This is a genomic window from Ureibacillus chungkukjangi (assembly GCF_044795995.1).
GTDB classification, from domain to species: Bacteria; Bacillota; Bacilli; order Bacillales_A; family Planococcaceae; genus Ureibacillus; species Ureibacillus chungkukjangi.
In genome coordinates, this window is sequence record NZ_CP085009.1 from 3,074,986 (window position 1) to 3,094,710 (window position 19,725).

Sequence of the window (19,725 nt, forward strand, 5' to 3'; positions counted from 1 at the left end):
ACTTATTCAACCTCCAATATTTTCTTTAAACTATATAATTCCTTATTTATTTCTACTTCTATTTTTTCGATTTTTTCAAGAATTATGGATGGTTCATCATATTGAATTTCCTCATATTCAATCTCCTTATATTTACTAATTGACAAATCATACTCATTGTTACGAATTTCATCAACAGGTACAAAGAAAGATTGATCTGTACGTTTACGTTCTAGTTCCGATTTTAAGTTCTTAGAGCGTTCAATAATATCAGGAATATCATTTGTTTCTACTTCTGTACGTTTATCATCTAATGTGTATCCATCCGCTTTCATATCATAGAACCAAACATTATCGGTTCCACCAGCACCTGTTTTAGTGAAGATTAATACAGCAGTTGAAACGCCTGCATATGGTTTAAATACCCCACTTGGCATAGATATAATTGCTTCTAATTTATTGTTATCTATTATTTCTTTTCTAATGGCTTTATGAGCATTTGAGCTGCTGAACAACACACCATCTGGAACGATAACAGCTGCACGCCCGCCTGGTTTTAAAATACGTAGGAATAAAGTTAAGAAAAGTAATTCTGTTTTTTTCGTTTTGGCGACTGTTAATAAATCATTGGAAACAGCTTCATAGTCAAGTGAACCTTTAAACGGTGGATTGGCTAGAACTAATGTGTACAACTCTTTATCTTTATTTTCCTCTGATAATGAATCACGATATGAAATGTTTGGATTATCAACACCATGAAGCATCATGTTCATTGCACCAATCCGTAGCATCGTTATATCCATGTCATTTCCGAAGAACATATTGTTATGGAAATGATCTTTTAGGCCTTGTACAAGAAATAAGTCATTGTGTTTCTCACGTAAATACTCGCTTGCTTCCACTAAGAAACCTGCAGACCCCATAGCTGGGTCAATGATTTTATCTTCAGGTGTCGGCTTCATTAGTTCAACTATCATTTTGATAATGTGCCGCGGTGTGCGGAACTGTCCATTTGTTCCCGATGTAGAAAGTTTTGATAGTAGATACTCATATAAATCACCTTGTGTATCACGGTCTGACATTGGGATATTGTCTAAACTATCTACTACTTTAGCAAGTGTACTTGGCTTTTGAATCTGGAACATTGCATCTTTCATATACGTCGAAAATGCAGAATCTTCTTTCCCTTGTAAACTTTTAATAAATGGGAAAACTTCTTGAGAAACAACGCGATACATTTCTTCTGGGCTACCTAATTGTTTAAATTGATTCCAACGTAAGTATTGCTTATCTTTAGGGAAAATACTTTCATGCTCCAACCCTAAAAATTCAGCTTCTTGCTCCTTCGTTGTTTCCATTTCATCTAGACCTTTAATAAATAACAAATATGTTAACTGCTCAATCGCAGATAATGGGTTTGTTAAACCTTCTGTCCAAAGAGTTGTCCAAATATGGTCAACTTTATTTTTAACCTCACCTGTAATCATGTATATCCTCCTAATACTTTCTCTAGCTCTAGTATACTATATTCTATAATATAAATAATTCAAAAGTAATTATTTACCATAATATAAAAGGCAGAAATGATTGTAATTAACCATTTTCCGCCTCTTTTTTAGATCCCCATAGTGTAGTATATCTATTATTTATTCATAACTCCAACTATCAATTGCCTTAGCGCCTTTCAGTATGATGTCTGGATAGTCTAATGTTGAAAGAATCTCATTATTTAATTTTGAACTTACTTCATCATTTATACCAATTGTTTCACCCAAAAATTTATCTTTAAGCACTTTGTTCAAATCTTGAAGGTCTTTTATTGCACCATTTGATTTACCTACAATAAACAACAGGTAAAACATAAACACTGCTTTTTTATCGGTGCCTTTCGGATTTAACTTGATTTCTTCACTAAAACTATTAAAGTGCTCTTTCACAAACCTCTTTAATCCCCGCAGCGTTACGGCAGATGACTGTAATGTATCTTCCATATTTTTAATTATGAGGTTTATTATTTTTTCATTCGGCTTATTTAAACTTTGTAAATCCCCTTGAAATAAAGAATAATTTGTTGCATAAAATAACTGATAGTGTATTAATGCATCTGTCATATCTTTAGGTATCTTAATACCATTTCCCAATTTAGCTTCTGTAAATTTATTCAGAAAATCATTAATAAAATTTTCAAATGTATCAAACTTAAATTGTACTCTTTTTGCATCAAGTGTAAGCTCTTGAAGAATAACATTATTCCTACATTCTTCGATAATAGAATCACAGATTTTGATGTTATAAATTGCTATACCAAATAAACTAACTAATATATTAACCGAATTATCTTCCGCAATATATGAAAGAAGTGTGTGGCTACCAAAATCTGTAGGCACTTTTAATCTATTGTACAATTCTTCATTACCTACAATTGTTACCATATTATCTCCAATCCCATTGGTAATAAATTGGATTATTGGTTCAAACGCCTTAACTTTAACAATTATGTCATTTTGTAGACAATACCATTCAAAAGCAATCTTAGCCATCAATCTATACATTGAATCACTAAAAAATACAGATAGATCCAAATTAACTTTTTTCTCGATTTCTATTTGGTTAACATCGATTTGAGTTATATTCTTATCATTTGCATCTTTAATTTTTTTGATTTCTTCAATTGGTCCGAATAAATGCTTTCCATCTACACTACGCATCTTTTTATTGCGGAATAATTCAGTTTCTGACGATATCTTTGTACTATATTCTGTACCGCAAACATTTATTTGCGTTGAATAGGCAGCATACTTTTTGCTCTTACTAGATTTGATATCTAGTTCATTTGTGATTAAAGCTAATTTTTTAATAACATCATCTTCAAATAAATCACTAAATTTATTATTATGTTCTATCCTACAAACATTAGGGTTAATGATTTTTGCATTAGTCAATGCATCTGGTATTATATCCGATTTCGATAAATCATTAGCGTTACCGCAATATATACATTTGTTTTCCATCAAAATTCCCCTTAAATATTATCTAATGTAACCTTCAAGGCTATTCTTGTACATTATCCAACTTAATTTTAGCATAAATAACAACTTCCAAAGAAGTACAAATCTTCTCTGCTTTTGAAGAATTGTAGTTAGGGTTTATACACGATGAATAGAATTAATTTTTATTAAAAACACAAATAAAAGCAAATTCAAAAACGATGCAATGTTTTCAAATTTGCTCAAGATTTATTTTATTTATTTTTCTTCTTTTCTGGGAGAAACTAAGATACTAAGTCCTCTCTCCATACCATAATCCCACATTTTCACCCAAGGATAAGTACCATCTGGAAGATAAAATGTTCGAACTTCTAAGTGTTTAATTGGTGACATATCACATTGCGTTCCATGTTCTCTTGTAGCAGGATGAATGCCTATTTCTCGACCAGTATCATTAAAATACTCAAATTTCATAATCCTCACTCCCTCTCATCACCTTGTACTACTATCTTGGGTAATAACTTTATCTTTTCCCTTTTTGTTTTAGTTCTTCTTTCACACGAGAAATTTCATTTAACTTTTTTGTAAGCTCCTCATCATGAACCCATGTTCCTCTTAACATCTTATCTACTTCATTAAATGGTAGTCCAAAAAACGGTTTGTCCAAATCATACTCATATTTCTTTTTAGTCATCAGATTTTCTCCCTTCTTGATTACATTTGATATCAATAAAATTATCAAATGAATAGTTTTCACAACTAAAAATATACTATAGTTAATTATTTTATTCAATAACCAACTATAGTTTATTCTTAAGTTTTATTATCTGGGCTTTACTAATCCTAGAGGTGATTACTATGAGTATTTCAGAAGTAATAGGTGAAAGAATTCGATCTTTAAGAAAAGAGAAGAAAATGAGCCAAGAGGAATTAGCACATTTAGCCTCGTTATCAAACACATATATTGGCCAGGTTGAAAGAGGAGAAAAAAATATTACAGTGGAAAGCTTAAGTAATATAGCAACCGCTCTTAAAGTACCACTAGAAGATTTATTCCGATATTCTGAAACTAAATCAGTAAATAATGAAGTATTATTAAAAATTGTTGATAAACTGCACGATAGATCGTTAGTGGAGCAAGAAGAAGTCCTAAAAGTAATTGATATCATTTTAGGGTTAGTGGACAGTAAGTGAAAAATATATCGAACTTCTAGAAATAAAAAAAGATGAACAAGTTTATCGTAGTTGTCGATCTTGTTCATCTTTGTATTTCGCAAGTAAAAATTGAGCCATTTATTAATTAAAAACTGAGCCACTTAAACCTGACTATTTTCCAACCATTCTTTTGTATCTAATATTCGATAAGATGGTCCTACCATGTCCACCATGTATGCTCGATGTGTTAGTCGGTCCGTTAAAGCTGCTGTTAAAACTGGATCATGAAATATTTCTTCCCATCGATCAAATGATAAATTACTCGTAACGATGGTGGATGCTCGTCCTGCCCGAAGGGAAAGATGAGTAAATAATAACTCGGCTCCTTCTTTATCAAAGGAGATATAACCTAATTCATCAATGATTACTAAATCATATTTTTCAAACTTCAGTTCAAATGAACGTAACGTTCTTTCAGAACGGCTTTCTTTTAACTGATTTACAAGGGATGACACCGTTGTAAAATACACCTTATAACCTGCTAAACAAGCTTCAATTCCTAAACCAATTGCTATATGTGTTTTACCTGTACCTGGTGATCCGATTAATAAAACGTTTTGTTTTTCTTGAATAAAGTCTAATTTCTTTAAATGTGGGAGGCGAGAGGCCGCATTTTGCGGTAATCTCTCAAACTCTAATTCAGTTAATAGTTTCTTTTCAGGGAAATTTGCAGATCGAATGCGATTCGCTTTTGCTCGCACTTCTCGATCTTCCATTTCTTGCACTAGTGCGTGATATAAGAAATCTTCTGCTGTCTGATATTGTTTCCACATATCATCTTCTTGAATAAATCCCCGAATGCTTGGTAATCGAAGTTCCTTACACATCTCAATCATTTCTTGTCTCTTATCCATTAGTGAAGCACCCCTGTCTTTTTCGTTTCAAATAACGCCGTTATGGCTGAAAGATTTTCGAGAGATTGGGTGGTGACTTCATTTTTGGAATGTACAGTTTTATGAATATATTCGCCTTGATTAGCTAAGAAAATAATCTTTTCTGTTGTTATTTGAACCATAGGGTTCTTCTCAAGTTGTTCAATCGCTGCTAAGACTTTTTCTAGATTTTTATTTTCTTTTAGATAAATAAGTAACTCTAGAAAATCTCGCTCATTTCCAATATAATAATCTTTGTATAATTTTTTTATTTTTGTTGGTGCTTGACTCAAACATTCACTTTGAGCCAATGCACCTTTTTTCTTTTCAAATGTACGTAAGTAATGATAAATGTCCATAATCCATTGATGGATTTGCCAACTTCGCTTATGTGTCGCGATACAGGCATTTTCACTGAAAATAAGAATTTTTTCCGCACTCGCTTTTACTTTCACCCATTCTCCAACATGTCCTTCTGGAACAGAATAACGATTTTGTCTATAAGTAATCGTGCTATATTTGTCCACTCTAAATTCATACAACTCAGAGGCATCAAATGGAATAATTTCTGTGCTTACATGCCTAGCTATACGCTCTTCTAGCATTAATTCATGGTGCGTTTGGTTTTTCTTATAATGCTTGCGAGAGTTTAATTTCATGATTACTTCTGTTAGATAAGCCTGAGCTTCTTCTAAACTTGCAAAAGTATCTCGATGGGCAAATGCTTTCCGGCGGATGTATTCTACACTTCGCTCCACATGCCCCTTCTGATTTCCTTTTCTCGGTTCACATAGTCGTATTTTAAAATGATAATGCATCGATAGATTTTTCATCCCATCGGTAATCTCACGTTCTGTCCCAATAAAATTCTTTACGACTGTCCGCATATTATCGTACGTAAAAACTTCTGGTACAAAGCCTAAATAGTCAATACATTTTACATGAGCATCTTGTACGCACACCATTGTTTCGGATTCATATAAATATGCAAATCTATCATTACTATATGGTAGGGTAAATACCGCCATTGAAAGAGATCGTAATGTTTGATCAATGAATAATTTTACTTCTCCCCAGTCAAATTCAATCTCATGACCAGCAGTTGCTTTTTGACGAATAAAGACTTCTTTTTGATGTTTCTCCTCACTATTTACAAAATTTCTTACAGTGGTATAACTAATTTCAAAACCTTCATCTAATAACTTTTCATGAATATCAATCATTTTTAGTTGTTGCTTGTGCATCTGATGTTGCCGTTTATAATCATTATCTTTTAACATTTTTCGAATACGTTTCATCACCGTAGGTGTTAAAGCACGTTTATTTCCTTTGCGTTTTTTATACGACGGAGGCGTTACATAGTTATCTGTAATAGGTAATTCTCGAATATCTTGTTTTCTTTTTTCAAGATCCTCTTGGATATACTTTTTTACAGTATTACGAGAAATCCCAAGCTCCTTGGCAATTTGACGTTGACTCTTATTTTCTTGATGAAAGGCAAGTAGTACCTTCTGTTTCTTCTCCAATGAAATCACCTCTATACGCTCCTAACTCTATGAAGTTAGGATTATTTTCATATAAAAGTGGCTCACTTTTCAACTGCGATGGTGGCTCAGTTTTAGCTTATCAAATACACATCTTTAATATTAAATTGTAATTCTTTAATAAAGGTAAAGGGAATTTCAATATTCTTCTTAAGGATATTTCCCCCGAAGTTTAACAAAAACGCCTAGAGTGTGGAAGATTGAATTATTCAATTACAATACTTCGTGGTATCTTTCATCAACAGTTTTTTACTTTCCTAATTAGATTTCTATGTTGCCACATCTATCAGTTCTTGGATAGTATTAATTAATCAAAGTCAAAGAAACCCTCGCTTACTACGTAATATAATACTGTATCGATTGGAAATATCCAGGTTCCTTCTTCGTTTTTTTTATAGCCTTCAATTGGGAATTCATTTTTTTTACATTGATCTTCTATGTATTTAGTAAGAAAACCTTCAACTTCATTTATTTTTTCTTTATCTAAACTATTAGTTCTAGAATCTCGTTTTAATATTGTAGAAATAAATTCATTTAAACTTATATATGATTCAAATGGTACTTTTATTTTAAGAAATTTTGAAGGTTCAATCTGTGTTTCCCATCGTCGGTTCGTCTTATAATAACCCTGTTGAAAATAGAATTTTCTTAGATCCTCATCTGCAAAATGATTAGACTGCGAATTAAAGAATGGTATACGCCTCATAATCATATAAGGTTCATAAAGATCTGTTAAAGCATAACTATCTAATAATTGGTTTGATTTAGCTATCTTTTTCAACTTTTTATTATCTTGAATACAAGTTTCCATATCGTAGATAGCAATTGAATAAAAATATGTAGAAAAGTATTTTGTATGTGTGTGTTCTCTAAGGTGTTTTTTTATACGCCCTGCTAAATCATATGCTCTTCCTATATATAGAGGTAAACATCTTGAATCAAAATTATCTCTTGGCTCCCCTGTTGAATTTTCGAATTCCTCAGAATACTTATCCCAAAATATGTATATACCAGGTCTATCTTTATATTTATTTATACTTTCAAAATCCCAAACTTTTATATACTCGGTAGGTTTTATATGAGGTAGGAGTTCTCCACCTATTTTTTTATTAGTAGGCATTTTTTCCAAAATAATACCCTCTCCTTATAATTTTTTAGTAACACAATTAGTAATTGTGATAATGGGTTTTAATCAATATCTTTTCAAATATTTGAAATTATTAATTATGAATTCTATTATATCAAAAATACAATTACTTTTTATCCGTTTAATCTCACCTATCTGAAACTGAAAACCATCTCATATATTTTATGTTATATTCCAACTATTATTGCTAACTATATCGTCAACAACCTGGGCCAATTACTGAACAAAGCTAAACTTTTTTCCATTAAACTACCCCGATAGTAAAAAATTGTATAGCAATAATTCCCGTAAAAGATTGCCGGATTTTCACTAAAACAGCTCATTAAGAATAAAATAATCACTTATAGTGTATACATATTATTATCTTATTTGCTAACTTAATATATTCGCTCCTTTGCTCCTTTAAATATTGACTCAGATAAATTAGGAAATTCATTTTTCCATAATTCATAAACATTATAATTCTTTGAAACTCCATTTTTAGTTAACTTCACAATATGGAATCCATATTCATCGCCACATCTTGCCATGAATCGTTGGCTTTTCAACGAAAAAATCCTACCTGATTCTGATATTTCATAGTACCCTTCATATCCTTCAATCGGCTTTCTTATTTCCTCATCCCCACTGAATTTATAAACTTCATAATCTATATGATCTAACTTACTAGTCCATCTTAACCCTGAAACTTCTGGTAAAATATCTCGATGATTTCCCCAATTCAAAATATGTATGTTTTGAAGCTCAATATCAGGAACTGATGCAATGCTTTTCGAATTATAAGCTGGTTTATGTACATAAATTAATAAACTTTCAGCTAAATCAATATCTCTAGACCATTCATCATTAGTTGGTGTTTGTGGACCATGTAATCTCCCAATATAGACTTTTATATTATTAGTGTCATTTACGTACTCCCACCCCTCTTGTGATATTCTTTTACCAATTGTTTGCTGATCAGCTTTCCCAATATATAAGAGTACATCACTTCCATAGATCTGGTGTTTTCCATAAATTTGATAAATGCCATAATCTATTTCTTCATTCTCTAAAGTATGCAATTCATTTAATTTATAAGGTCCCTCCCAATCAATTTGAATTATTTGAGTTTTAGCAATTTCCATTAATCATCACTCCTATTGTTTACTAACAGTTATTTAGATGGGAATTTGAAATTAACGGTTACAAAGTAACTGGGGCTTTTCATGGTGTTGGTACATTCTTAGAAAAAAATAATTTTAATATCGCCCCATTCCTGTAATAGCAAGAACTTTGTCACTGGAATTGTAATTAGAAATAAATATTATTTTCTACATTTATATTCGTTACTTTCACCGAATTCCCTTTATAAATCAAGTGTTACTGCCTTCAAAACCCCTATTCAACTTTCCTTCAGTTTTCAAATCCGATATTACTCAAAAATATATAATCAATTTTATCCAACAAGATTGTTTTTCATGGATAAAAAATTGACATTTTTGGAGGTTTTGAACATGAACGATTTTATTTGAAATAATAAATTTTAACAGCCTCCGATTACTTAATTATATCTAAATTGGAATTAGTAGAGATTCTGCAACAGTACATTGTTAAGGAGAACAGATATATGAAATTTGAATTAGAAATGCCTTCAGGATTCGAGGAAGAATTAAGAAACGTAGTATTAACAACAGTAAAAGATGCTTTTGCTGAATTTACGGAAAATCCACATACAAAGGAATGGATGAGCCTTAAAGAAGGTGCGGATTACGCTGGAGTATCATTCAATACGTTTAAAAAGTTTAGAGAGATGGGCTTAAAAGTCTGTGAGATTGATGGTGTAAAACGTGTCTCAAAAGCAGAAATTGATAATTTTCTAAAACGCAACAGTCACTAAGTAGATATCTATTTTGTGCAAGCTTAGAACGGGGAATTCTTATTCGAATTGAAATCTATGTCTAAATATGATATGTATTAAACGTCAAAGTTCATAGACTTTGATAAATTAGAGTTCCTCCTCAAAGCTTGCCTCCGAATGGCACAGGAGGAAATTATCATGGCTAAAAAGAAATCAACACCAATTGAATGTTATACATTAAAAAACGGACAAAAACGCTATCGTTTTAAAATCTATGTCGGTGTAGATCCGCTGACTGGTAAAGAAATGCGAACTACACGCAGTAACTTTAAAACTAAAAAAGAAGCAGAATTAGAACTTGCCCGCATTAAACTTGAAATTGAAAAAGGTTCGTTTCGTAAAAAGCTAGCCGAAACCTATCAAGATGTATATGATTTATGGATTGAGCACTACGAAAATACAGTTGAAGAAAGTACATTTGTTAAAACAACTGGAATTTTCAAAAATCATATATTACCTGCATTAAGTCAGTATAAAATTGACAAGATGAACGTTGATGTCTGTCAGCGACATGTGGATGAATGGGCTAAAAAGCTAGTAAATTTCCGTGTGGTTAAATCTTATGCAGCAAAAGTAATAGATTTTGCAATTAAGCGCGGCTATATTCAGAACAATCCATTCAAATTAATAGATATGCCTAACGGTCGTAAGAAATTGAAAGCTGACGCAGAAGAACATGAAAACTTCTACACTAAGGAGCAACTCATAAAATTCCTGAAGTGTATGGAGCAAGAACAAAACTATAAAGCCTTTGCTCTTTTCCAACTTCTTGCTTATAGCGGTATGCGTAAAGGTGAGGCGCTTGCTCTCACTTGGAAAGATGTTAACTTTAAAACAAATGAGATACGTATAAATAAAGCAATTTCTCGAGGGAAAGACAATAAGCTGTATGTAAAAGACACCAAAACAGGTGATTCCCGTGTTATTAAAATGGATGCACGATCTATATCGATTCTTTCAGAGTGGAAGAAGCTACAAAAGAAAGAATATTTTGCAGTAGGAATTAATACAACTCAACCGAAACAACTTGTTTTTAGTAATGAAGATAACGACTTCTTGCAGCCTACGAAAACAAGAAAATGGCTTGAGTATATACTGAACAAGTATGATTTGCCTAAGATTACGACTCATGGTTTCCGTCATACACATTGCTCTCTTCTATTAGAAGCTGGCGTGAATATCAAAGAAGTACAGGATCGCTTAGGACATTCGGATATCCAAACTACAATGAACATTTATGCACATGTTTCCAAAAAAGCAAAAGAAGAGGCCCTCAATAAATTTGATAGCTTCATGAGTGTTTAAACGTATTTTTTAACATCGGGTTTAACATCGGGTTGATGAAATTAACTCCGATTTAATGAAACGATGCAAAATAAAAAACCCTTGATTATCAAGGGTTTTGACACTGTTTGAAATCCAATGATTTCGTACTATGGAGACGGCGGGAGTCGAACCCGCGTCCAGAAACTCCAATACTTAAGCGTCTACGCGTGTAGTCTGCCTATTTACGATTCGCGTGGCAATATGCCGACAAACAGGCGTCCTGCACGCTAGCTTGGAAATCTCTTGCCGGTGACTCAAGCGGCACCACCGACCGTATCCCACTAAAGTTGGGCCCTACGTTATCCACATGGGCGATGGATAGGCAGAGCGCTTACGAGCTTACGCTGCGAAAGCTAAATTTTGTTGTTTGCCAGTTATTATATAACTTCCGTTGATGACGGAGCCGAGACCTCCGACGCGCAGCTCAAGCTTGAACCATCCCTGTCGAATCCGTAACGTCCCCCTATATAAGAGAGATGTGTTTAAAACACATACGGCATAAAAGGCGGTGAAGCTTTAGCCTTTAGCTACTGGCAACTGTATACCTAGTATAAAACAAATTCAGAAAATCAGCAACACATCTGATTCTACCTATCTTTCTAAGATTAACCAACCAAAGAATTACACTATTCATATACCCGGAATTATCTTCGTAAAACATTAATATTGGTTTTTCGCTTTAAACACACGTTCCATTTCACGTTTTGCTTCCGCTCACAGGCTCGCTTCGCAGAAAACAAAAGTAGACTTCTTCAGAATAAGGTTTTTATTAGAATTGGTTTTTAGCTTTAAACACTCGTTCCATTTCCCTTTTAGCTTCCTTCTTCTTCAGATCATCACGTTTGTCGTAATTCTTCTTACCCTTACCTACGCCGATTAACAATTTCGCGTAGCCGTCCTTGATGTACATTTTAAGAGGGACGATTGTGTAGCCTTCTTGTTTTGTACGGCCTAGTAGCTCGCTGATTTGCTTTTTGTGTAGCAATAGCTTGCGGACACGTAATGGATCGTGGTTGAAACGGTTTCCTTGGTCGTATGGGCTGATGTGCATGTTGGAAATCCATGCTTGGTTATTACGGATTTGAACGAAGGAGTCCTTTAGCTGAACCTTCCCTGCTCGAATTGCTTTGATTTCGGTACCTTGTAGAACCATTCCGGCTTCAATGGTTTCTTCGATGAAGTAGTCATGGTTAGCCTTTTTGTTTTGTGCTAATACTTTTCCTGCTCCCTTTGCCACGAGCGACACCTCACAATCTTAATTAGAAAAGCGAAACCGCCCTGTTAAGCCCCGAGTCGACGAAAACGCCACGTCCTGTGGCATCGTCGACATGACTCACATCGTGTTGAGCCCCAAGCTGCTTGGAAGTCCCGAATCGAAAGCTTGCTTTCGACCGAGGGAATGAAGCGACCTCGAGGGGCTGGGCGGTGTAGCTAGACATTTATTCAATTTATAAAGAGGATAAAAAAGTTTCATAGTTTCCTATCACTCGATACAAAACAATACCCCAAGTGCGAGCTTCCATCACACTTGGGCTATTTGCATTATCGTTTTTTCGGTTTTTTCTTTTTACCTTTTTTCGCTACGCCCTCGTAAAACTTTTGCTTTTGTTTTACTTTGCGACCGCCTGTGCCTGATCCGCCAGAACCAGAACCACCTGACCCACCTGATGATCTACCACCTGGTCCCTTAGACTCGCCTCGGCGAGTACGACCGTTGCCACCTTTTTCATCGCCTTCTACACGGCGACGTCCACCACGACCACCTTCACGGCCTTCGCCTTCAGCTCTTCTACCTGAGCCTGCATGAATAACTTTAGGTGCGCTTTTGCGTGTTCTGCCACCATATGATTTCACCATATCGACAACTTCAAAGTCAACAGAGGACTCCTCTATTGTAACATTTGCGACGCGAACCTTCACCTCATCACCAATACGGAAGATACGACCAGTGTGCTCACCTACCATAATCATTTGACGATCATCAAAACGATAATAATCGTCTGTCATATTGCTGATGTGAACAAGTCCTTCAATTGTATTTGGCAGCTCCACAAAGATACCGAAGTTAGTAACCGAAGATACCATACCTTCGAATTCTTCACCGATTTTGTCAGACATGTATTGCGCTTTCTTCAATGCGTCTGTATCACGCTCGGCATCTACTGCACGGCGTTCACGTTCTGACGTATGGTCGGCAATTTCATCCATTCGCTGTGCCCATTTGAAGGTTGTTTCCTTGGACACATCTCCTTCTATTAGATACGTACGAATTAATCGGTGAACGATTAAGTCTGGGTAACGACGGATTGGCGATGTAAAGTGCGTATAGTAATCCGTTGATAAACCAAAGTGACCAATTGATTCAGCGTAATACTTCGCCTGCTGCATTGAACGAAGCAGCATCGTTGAAATTACTGGCTCTTCTGGCATACCTTCAATTGCTTTTATGATTTCCTGTAACGCTTTTGGATGTACTGAATTTCCTGAACCTTTTACCACTAAACCGAAGTTTGTTACAAATTCAAAGAAGCGTTGAAGCTTTTCTGGTTTTGGGTCTTCATGGATACGGTAGATAAATGGTACGTTCATCCAATGGAAATGCTCTGCCACTGTTTCGTTAGCAGCTAGCATGAACTCTTCAATTAGACGTTCAGCTACTGTACGCTCACGAAGAATGATATCCTGAGGCCAGCCATCTTCATCAACTAAAACTTTTGATTCCTTGAAGTCAAAGTCAATTGCACCGCGTTCCATACGCTTTGATCGTAGGATTTCAGCTAAGTCTTCCATATCCTTAAACATTGGCACAAGCTTTTCGTAGCGCTGGATTAGCTCTTCGTCTTTCTCTTCCAGGATTTTATAAACATCCGTGTACGTCATACGTTCCACTGTTTTAATAACACTCTGGAAGATTTCGTGCTCCACTACTCGTCCGTTTTGGTCAATTACCATTTCACAGGATAGTGTTAAACGGTCAACTTGTGGGTTTAACGAACAAATCCCATTCGATAAGCGATGTGGAATCATTGGGATTACGCGGTCTGTTAAATACACACTTGTCGCGCGATCGTAAGCTTCCTCATCGATAATCGAACCCTCTGTTACGTAGTAGCTAACGTCCGCAATATGAACACCTAGCTTGTAAGTACCATCTTCATTTTTCGTAACTGTTACGGCGTCATCCAAGTCTTTTGCATCGGCACCATCAATTGTTACAATCATTTGGTCACGTAAATCACGGCGACCTACTAAGTCAGCTGGCTTAATCTCGTCTGGCACTTCTCCTGCAGCATCAACTACCTGTTGCGGGAACTCAGGTGGAATACCGTGCTTATAGATGATCGATAAAATATCGACACCTGGATCGTTTTTGTGCCCAAGAATTTTTGTAATCATCCCAGTAGCCGATTTGATTTCATCAGGCCAGTTCGTTACTTCTACAACTACCTTATGGCCATCAACAGCACCAAGAGAGTCTTCCTTTGTAACGAAAATATCCATATTTAGCTTCTTATCATCCGTTACAACAAATCCAAAACTTCTGTTAGCCTGATATGTACCGACAAAAGTCGTTTGACTACGTTCAATAACCTTTGATACAGTACCTTCTCGTCGATCACCTGATGTTTCTTTTAAAACACGAATTAGAACGATGTCACCATTTAACGCACCGTTCACCTCATGAGGCGGAATAAAAATATCATCCATTCCCGGTTCTTCAGGTGTCACGAATCCAAATCCTTTGGCATGGCCGATAAATTTCCCTTTTAGCAGATTCATGCGTTCCGGAAGTCCATAACGATTTGCACGAGAACGTACAACTGATCCTTCGTCCTCCATACGCACAAGCGTTTTGATGAGCTCCCTGAATTCCTCTGCGTCTTCTAACCCGAGCAATTCTTCTATTTCATCCACCTTAAGTGGTTTATAGTCGTCTTGTTTCATTAAATCTAATATACGCAGCTGTAAATCATTTTTTTGTGTCATATATTTTCCCTCCTTTTTGCAATACTAAATGTACTTCCAATCGGTTATTCATTTTCCCAATCCAGCGATTGTAGAAAGTCATAAACCGTTTCATGTAATAATTGTTTTTCCTTATCAAGCGTAATGACATGCCCAGAATGCTCGAACCATTTTATATCCTTCTTTAAGGATTCCACTTCTTCATAAATAATATGAGCAGAATGAGGGTCAATAATCGTATCATTTTTAGATTGTATGACAAGAATCGGCGCATATACCATATCCAGCTCTTTTCGAACGTCTGTCACAAGGCTCTGTAGCTGTGCTAATGACGGCATTCCTTTAGATTTGATAGCCTCAACTTCTTGTTCGATTTCAGACTCTGTTTTTCCTTCAAAACGCTTGAAATCCTTTGCATACTTAAGTACTCCGTTGAACATTAAATCAGTTGTCTTCATCGTCATCGGAGAACACATCGTTACGATTCCCTTTACCGGCTCCATTAAACTTAACTTTAATGAAAAGACACCGCCCAATGACAAGCCAACTACCGCGATTTCATCGTAGCCCGCTTCTTTTAAGGTGTTGTAGCCCTTAACAACATCCTCCCACCATTCATCCGGAGACGTTTCGATGAGCTGTTCAGGTGGAACTCCGTGCCCCTTGTAATGAGGTGCGTGAGATGTGTATCCCTGCTTTTCTAAAAAGCGGCCAAGCATTCTCACATCTGAAGAGCTACCCGTGAACCCATGCAAGAGTAGGACAGCCCGTTTCCCTGCTTGAAAGAAAAATGGTTTAATTTCCGCATTACGCATGTAGTCGCCCTCCAAAATTTTCTTATGTATACAATATTTTCTCTTATTATTATAAATTAAAACACATACTTCTTGCTGTATGTGAGCTTATAAATTTATTTGGGTAGTATGTGGAGGATGAGCTGTTTGTATTAGTTAAGCGATTTGATTGTTTAGTTGCGAGTATTGCTGAGATACTTGCGAGTACCCGTTTTACTTGCGACTTTGGCTTGTTTACTTGCGAGTTTCGATTACTTACTTGCGACTTTTACTGAAATACTTGCGGACACCCGTTTTACTTGCGACTTTTTATTATTTACTTGCGAGTTTTCCCATATTACATGCGACTTCGAACCACTTACGTGCGACTCCCTACAAACTTACAAAAATCCCCTCAGCTACATAAGTTTGGCAATTTTCCAAGGTAATATAAAACGCCTAACCATGCTCGGTTAGGCGTTGTATTCTTATGGAATCAATCTATCCGTTATAATTTTACGATTGCTAAAGTTAAGATAAAGAATAAAACTGCAAGAACGATTGTTATTCTATGTAAAACTAAATCCATTCCTCTTGCCTTTTGTTTACCGAATAGCTGTTCAGCCCCACCTGAGATGGCGCCTGATAATCCTGCACTTTTACCTGATTGTAATAAGACGATTACGATCAATCCAAGGCTTACGATAACTAGTAATGTTAATAACAAAGTATGCATAACTCCACCTCCTGAAAATAGAAACTTCATTGAAAAACTTGACTTATCGCCAAGCTTTTTAGGTGATAAGCCTTCGTTGCACATATACCTATAAAAAATTTAAAACTTTTTATAAGCCAACAAGTTACAGTATAGCAAAAATAGTAAGAAAATACAATATTCTAACGCCAAATTGATTGACAAAGCTCTATCTACTTCTATTAGCTATCTCTACCATGTAAACTTTATTTCCGAATAATTTCCGATATGGCATATTAAAAATAACTGACCTCCAGACTGAATCTACTAAAATTTACCTACTTATACTTTTTAATAGATTCACTTTATTTCTAAGTTATATAGTAGTTTTTCTCTCTCACGCCAAATTAAACTAACTTTTCAGAATTTTATTGTAATTCTGACACTATTGTCATAGAATGATAACCAAACAATCGAAAAGGGGTTACATAAGAATGAATACTTTACAAAAAGTCGGGAAATTTGCCGGAGATACTTTTGCTCTATGGGTTTTAGTTGCAGCTGGCTTTGCCATTTGGCTACCCGAAAACTTCACATGGTTAGGGAAATATATTACACCACTGTTAGGAATCGTTATGTTCGGTATGGGGATGACGATCAAGCTCACTGACTTCAAATTGATTCTTCAGCATCCCAAAGGCGTGGCTATTGGTGTTGTTTCACAATTTGTTGTGATGCCACTACTTGCCTTTGGATTAGCTAAGCTTTTTGCATTGCCGCCTGAAATCGCTGTAGGGGTTATCTTAGTAGGCTGCTGTCCAGGAGGAACTTCTTCAAACGTGATGACCTACTTAGCCAAAGGAAATACGGCCTTATCTGTAACTATTACTTCTGTTACAACTCTACTAGCACCGATTATGACGCCTGCTTTAATTTATTTACTTGCGAGCGAATGGTTACCTGTTTCATTTTCAGCAATGTTCTTGTCTGTAGTGAAAGTAGTTTTAGTTCCTATCGTATTAGGGATTTTAGCGCAGCTAATCTTTAAACCACTTGTTGAAAAAAGTGTGGCTATCTTGCCGACAGTTTCTGTTATTGCCATCGTATTAATCGTTGCTGCTGTCGTAAGTGGTAGCCGTGACCGAATTTTAGAAACTGGCTTAGTCATCTTCGCTATCGTAATTTTACACAATGGTTTAGGTTATTTATTTGGTTACTTAATCGGAAAATTATTCAAGCTTGAGTATGCAGATAAAAAAGCCGTTTCCATTGAGGTTGGAATGCAGAACTCCGGACTAGGGGCAAACCTTGCTATGGCCCACTTCGACCCAGTTTCAGCCGTACCAAGTGCCATATTCAGCTTCTGGCACAATATCTCAGGACCAATCATTGCAACATACTGGAGCTCAAGGGCTTCTCGAAAGAACAAGGATAATAATCAAACCGATATTCCAGAGGTTATAGAAGCATAAATTAAAAGGATTGCCGAGAAGAGTTTTATATTCTAGTGGCAATCCTTTTTTTTAGAGATTACTATTATTCTAGAATAATTCTCACAATTTACATTACTTAACAATAATTTACACACCCTATACTCTATCTAAATAACTCTCTACTAGAATAAGAATTGAAATTAATATTCTATTAGGAGGATTGGTCATGCCAGGTTTAAAGAAAAAATGGCTATCAGCAGCCTTAGTTGGAACACTTGCTCTATCATCTATCAGTTTTGCTACAGTAAACGCACAAGCAAAAGGAAAAGATAAGAAAACAGAGGAAGCCAAAAATGTCATCATGCTAGTGATGGACGGAAGTAGTGATAACGTTAGTACGATCGCTCGTTGGTATAAGGGTGAAAGTTTAGCTTTAGATAATATTTTAACTGGAGCTGTTCGCACGTATTCAGCTGAATCTGCTGTTACAGACTCTGCCCCTGCTGCAACTGCACTTGCTACAGGAAACAAATCGAATAGTGGGTATGTTGGGGTGTTACCTTCCCTTGTTACAACACCTGGAGTGAAGCCAGTGGCAAAGGAAGATGCATATAAACCCGTTGCCAATGTTTTAGAGGGAGCAAAACGTACTGGACGAGCTACTGGTATTGTTTCTACCTCTGAAATTCAACATGCTACACCAGCTGGATTCTCCTCACATGCTACAAGTCGTTCGAATTACGACGATATCGCCGAGCAGCAGGTCTATCAAAATATGGATGTAGTTCTTGGTGGTGGGTCAGATTCTTTAAACAAGACACGTAAAGACGGGGACAACCTTTTAGAAGTGATCGAAGAGAAAAAATATGATTTCGTTACAACTCGTGACGAATTATTAAAATCGAAGTCTAAGAAAATTTGGGGTAGCTTTGCACCAAGTTCAATGGCTTATGATTTAGATCGGGAGAAAACAAAACCTGAAGAGCCTACAATTGCAGAAATGACGAAAAAAGCAATCGATACATTAAGCAAAGACAAAGACGGCTTCTTCTTAATGGTGGAAGGAAGTAAAATTGACTGGGCAGCCCACTCAAACGACCCAATCGGTATGGTAACGGACTTCCTGGCATTTGACGATGCAGTAGCAGAAGCTCTTAAATTCGCTGAAAAAGACGAGGAAACTCTAGTAATCGCTGTAACAGATCACGGCAATAGTGGTATTACAATCGGAAATACAAATACAAATTCAACTTACGATAAAACACCAGTATCGGCATATATCGATCCATTAAAAGAAGCAACAATGACTGTTGAAGGTGCTTTAAGCTTATTAAACAAAGAAAAGTCTAACCTAACAGAGGTTGCAGAAAGCTATGGACTAAAAAATCTGTCAGCTGACGAATTAAAAGCATTACAATCTAGTAAAAATCTAGGAGCAACACTTGTTCAGCTTTTATCAGCACGTGCTAATATCGGCTTTACAACTGGTGGACACACTGGTGATGATGTCTTCTTATATTCTTACGGACCAGCTCATCCAACTGGTTTAATCGATAATACAGATATCGCTCATACGATGGCGGGTGCAATGGGCTTCCAGTTAGAAGATCTATCGAAGGATCTCTTTGTAGATGCACAAGCAGAGCTTGAAAAACAAGGTTATTCAGTGAAAATCGATACTACAAACAAGAACAACCCTGAGCTTGTTGCAACGAAAAAGAATCGTACAATCATTATCCCTGAAAACCGCAATACCGCTACAATCCAAGTTGGTAATTCAAAAGTGAAATTCACTCGCGATTTCAATACGGTATCGTTCTATAACGGAGACAAATTCTTCATCTCGGAAGAAATGCTGAAATTCGCTAAGTAAGCATAAGAAAACTAGCTAT

17 protein-coding genes and 1 other RNA gene are annotated in these 19,725 nt (G+C 35.8%); 5 read left to right on the forward strand and 13 right to left on the reverse strand.

Annotated features, from left to right (window positions below):
* Nucleotides 1–2: 2 nt before the first annotated feature.
* The 4 genes from LG296_RS15280 to LG296_RS15295 all read right to left on the reverse strand — a co-directional run bounded on the left by LG296_RS15280 (nt 3) and on the right by LG296_RS15295 (nt 3,660).
* Nucleotides 3–1,466 (reverse strand): N-6 DNA methylase, encoded by a 1,464-nt coding sequence (locus tag LG296_RS15280; RefSeq protein ID WP_404427172.1) that lies wholly within the window; start codon nt 1,464–1,466, stop codon nt 3–5.
* Nucleotides 1,467–1,625: 159 nt separating this feature from the next.
* On the reverse strand, nt 1,626–2,993 hold the full coding sequence (locus LG296_RS15285; RefSeq protein ID WP_404427173.1) for a hypothetical protein: 1,368 nt from the start codon (nt 2,991–2,993) through the stop codon (nt 1,626–1,628).
* A gap of 231 nt (nt 2,994–3,224) precedes the next feature.
* Nucleotides 3,225–3,440 carry a hypothetical protein gene (locus LG296_RS15290; protein ID WP_404427174.1) on the reverse strand — a complete coding sequence of 72 codons (216 nt, stop codon included), beginning with the start codon at nt 3,438–3,440 and terminating at the stop codon, nt 3,225–3,227.
* 49 nt (nt 3,441–3,489) lie between these two features.
* A complete protein-coding gene (locus LG296_RS15295; protein WP_404427175.1) occupies nt 3,490–3,660 on the reverse strand; it encodes a hypothetical protein in 171 nt (56 codons plus the stop codon).
* Nucleotides 3,661–3,824: 164 nt separating this feature from the next.
* Between LG296_RS15295 and LG296_RS15300 the strand changes: the two genes are divergently transcribed.
* Nucleotides 3,825–4,160, forward strand: coding sequence for a helix-turn-helix domain-containing protein (locus LG296_RS15300; protein ID WP_404427176.1), 336 nt, complete (start codon nt 3,825–3,827; stop codon nt 4,158–4,160).
* Nucleotides 4,161–4,282: 122 nt separating this feature from the next.
* On the opposite strand, the gene istB is transcribed toward LG296_RS15300, so the two are convergent.
* The 4 genes from istB to LG296_RS15320 all read right to left on the reverse strand — a co-directional run bounded on the left by istB (nt 4,283) and on the right by LG296_RS15320 (nt 8,868).
* Complete coding sequence (istB, locus tag LG296_RS15305; RefSeq protein WP_107937914.1) at nt 4,283–5,035, reverse strand: IS21-like element helper ATPase IstB; 753 nt, start codon at nt 5,033–5,035, stop codon at nt 4,283–4,285.
* Nucleotides 5,035–6,579, reverse strand: a complete 1,545-nt coding sequence (gene istA, locus LG296_RS15310; RefSeq protein ID WP_146223234.1) for an IS21 family transposase — start codon at nt 6,577–6,579, stop codon at nt 5,035–5,037. The genes istB and istA overlap by 1 nt, the downstream gene beginning before the upstream one ends.
* Before the next feature lie 325 nt (nt 6,580–6,904).
* Nucleotides 6,905–7,726, reverse strand: a complete 822-nt coding sequence (locus tag LG296_RS15315) for a hypothetical protein (protein WP_404427177.1) — start codon at nt 7,724–7,726, stop codon at nt 6,905–6,907.
* A gap of 395 nt (nt 7,727–8,121) precedes the next feature.
* Nucleotides 8,122–8,868: an NUMOD4 domain-containing protein gene (locus LG296_RS15320; RefSeq protein ID WP_404427178.1), complete on the reverse strand. Its 747-nt coding sequence runs from the start codon at nt 8,866–8,868 to the stop codon at nt 8,122–8,124.
* A gap of 482 nt (nt 8,869–9,350) precedes the next feature.
* On the opposite strand from LG296_RS15320, the gene LG296_RS15325 reads away from it, so the two are divergent.
* Nucleotides 9,351–9,620 carry a DNA-binding protein gene (locus LG296_RS15325; RefSeq protein ID WP_404427179.1) on the forward strand — a complete coding sequence of 90 codons (270 nt, stop codon included), beginning with the start codon at nt 9,351–9,353 and terminating at the stop codon, nt 9,618–9,620.
* 159 nt (nt 9,621–9,779) lie between these two features.
* On the forward strand, nt 9,780–10,946 hold the full coding sequence (locus LG296_RS15330; protein ID WP_404427180.1) for a tyrosine-type recombinase/integrase: 1,167 nt from the start codon (nt 9,780–9,782) through the stop codon (nt 10,944–10,946).
* A gap of 128 nt (nt 10,947–11,074) precedes the next feature.
* Here the strand turns inward: LG296_RS15330 and ssrA are convergent.
* The 5 genes from ssrA to secG form a co-directional block, all read right to left on the reverse strand.
* Nucleotides 11,075–11,430: a transfer-messenger RNA gene (gene ssrA / locus LG296_RS15335) on the reverse strand.
* A gap of 306 nt (nt 11,431–11,736) precedes the next feature.
* The gene (smpB, locus tag LG296_RS15340) at nt 11,737–12,204 is read right to left on the reverse strand and encodes an SsrA-binding protein SmpB (protein WP_404427181.1); all 468 of its coding nucleotides are present in this window, start codon (nt 12,202–12,204) and stop codon (nt 11,737–11,739) included.
* A 305-nt stretch (nt 12,205–12,509) separates the two neighbouring features.
* Nucleotides 12,510–14,954 carry a ribonuclease R gene (gene rnr / locus LG296_RS15345; RefSeq protein ID WP_404427182.1) on the reverse strand — a complete coding sequence of 815 codons (2,445 nt, stop codon included), beginning with the start codon at nt 14,952–14,954 and terminating at the stop codon, nt 12,510–12,512.
* 44 nt (nt 14,955–14,998) lie between these two features.
* A complete protein-coding gene (locus tag LG296_RS15350; protein WP_404427183.1) occupies nt 14,999–15,748 on the reverse strand; it encodes an alpha/beta hydrolase in 750 nt (249 codons plus the stop codon).
* Nucleotides 15,749–16,214: 466 nt separating this feature from the next.
* On the reverse strand, nt 16,215–16,442 hold the full coding sequence (secG, locus tag LG296_RS15355) for a preprotein translocase subunit SecG (protein ID WP_107933626.1): 228 nt from the start codon (nt 16,440–16,442) through the stop codon (nt 16,215–16,217).
* Between the two features lie 452 nt (nt 16,443–16,894).
* On the opposite strand from secG, the gene LG296_RS15360 reads away from it, so the two are divergent.
* Complete coding sequence (locus LG296_RS15360; protein ID WP_404427184.1) at nt 16,895–17,872, forward strand: bile acid:sodium symporter family protein; 978 nt, start codon at nt 16,895–16,897, stop codon at nt 17,870–17,872.
* A gap of 187 nt (nt 17,873–18,059) precedes the next feature.
* Nucleotides 18,060–19,706, forward strand: coding sequence for an alkaline phosphatase (locus LG296_RS15365; RefSeq protein WP_404427185.1), 1,647 nt, complete (start codon nt 18,060–18,062; stop codon nt 19,704–19,706).
* Nucleotides 19,707–19,725 lie beyond the last annotated feature (19 nt).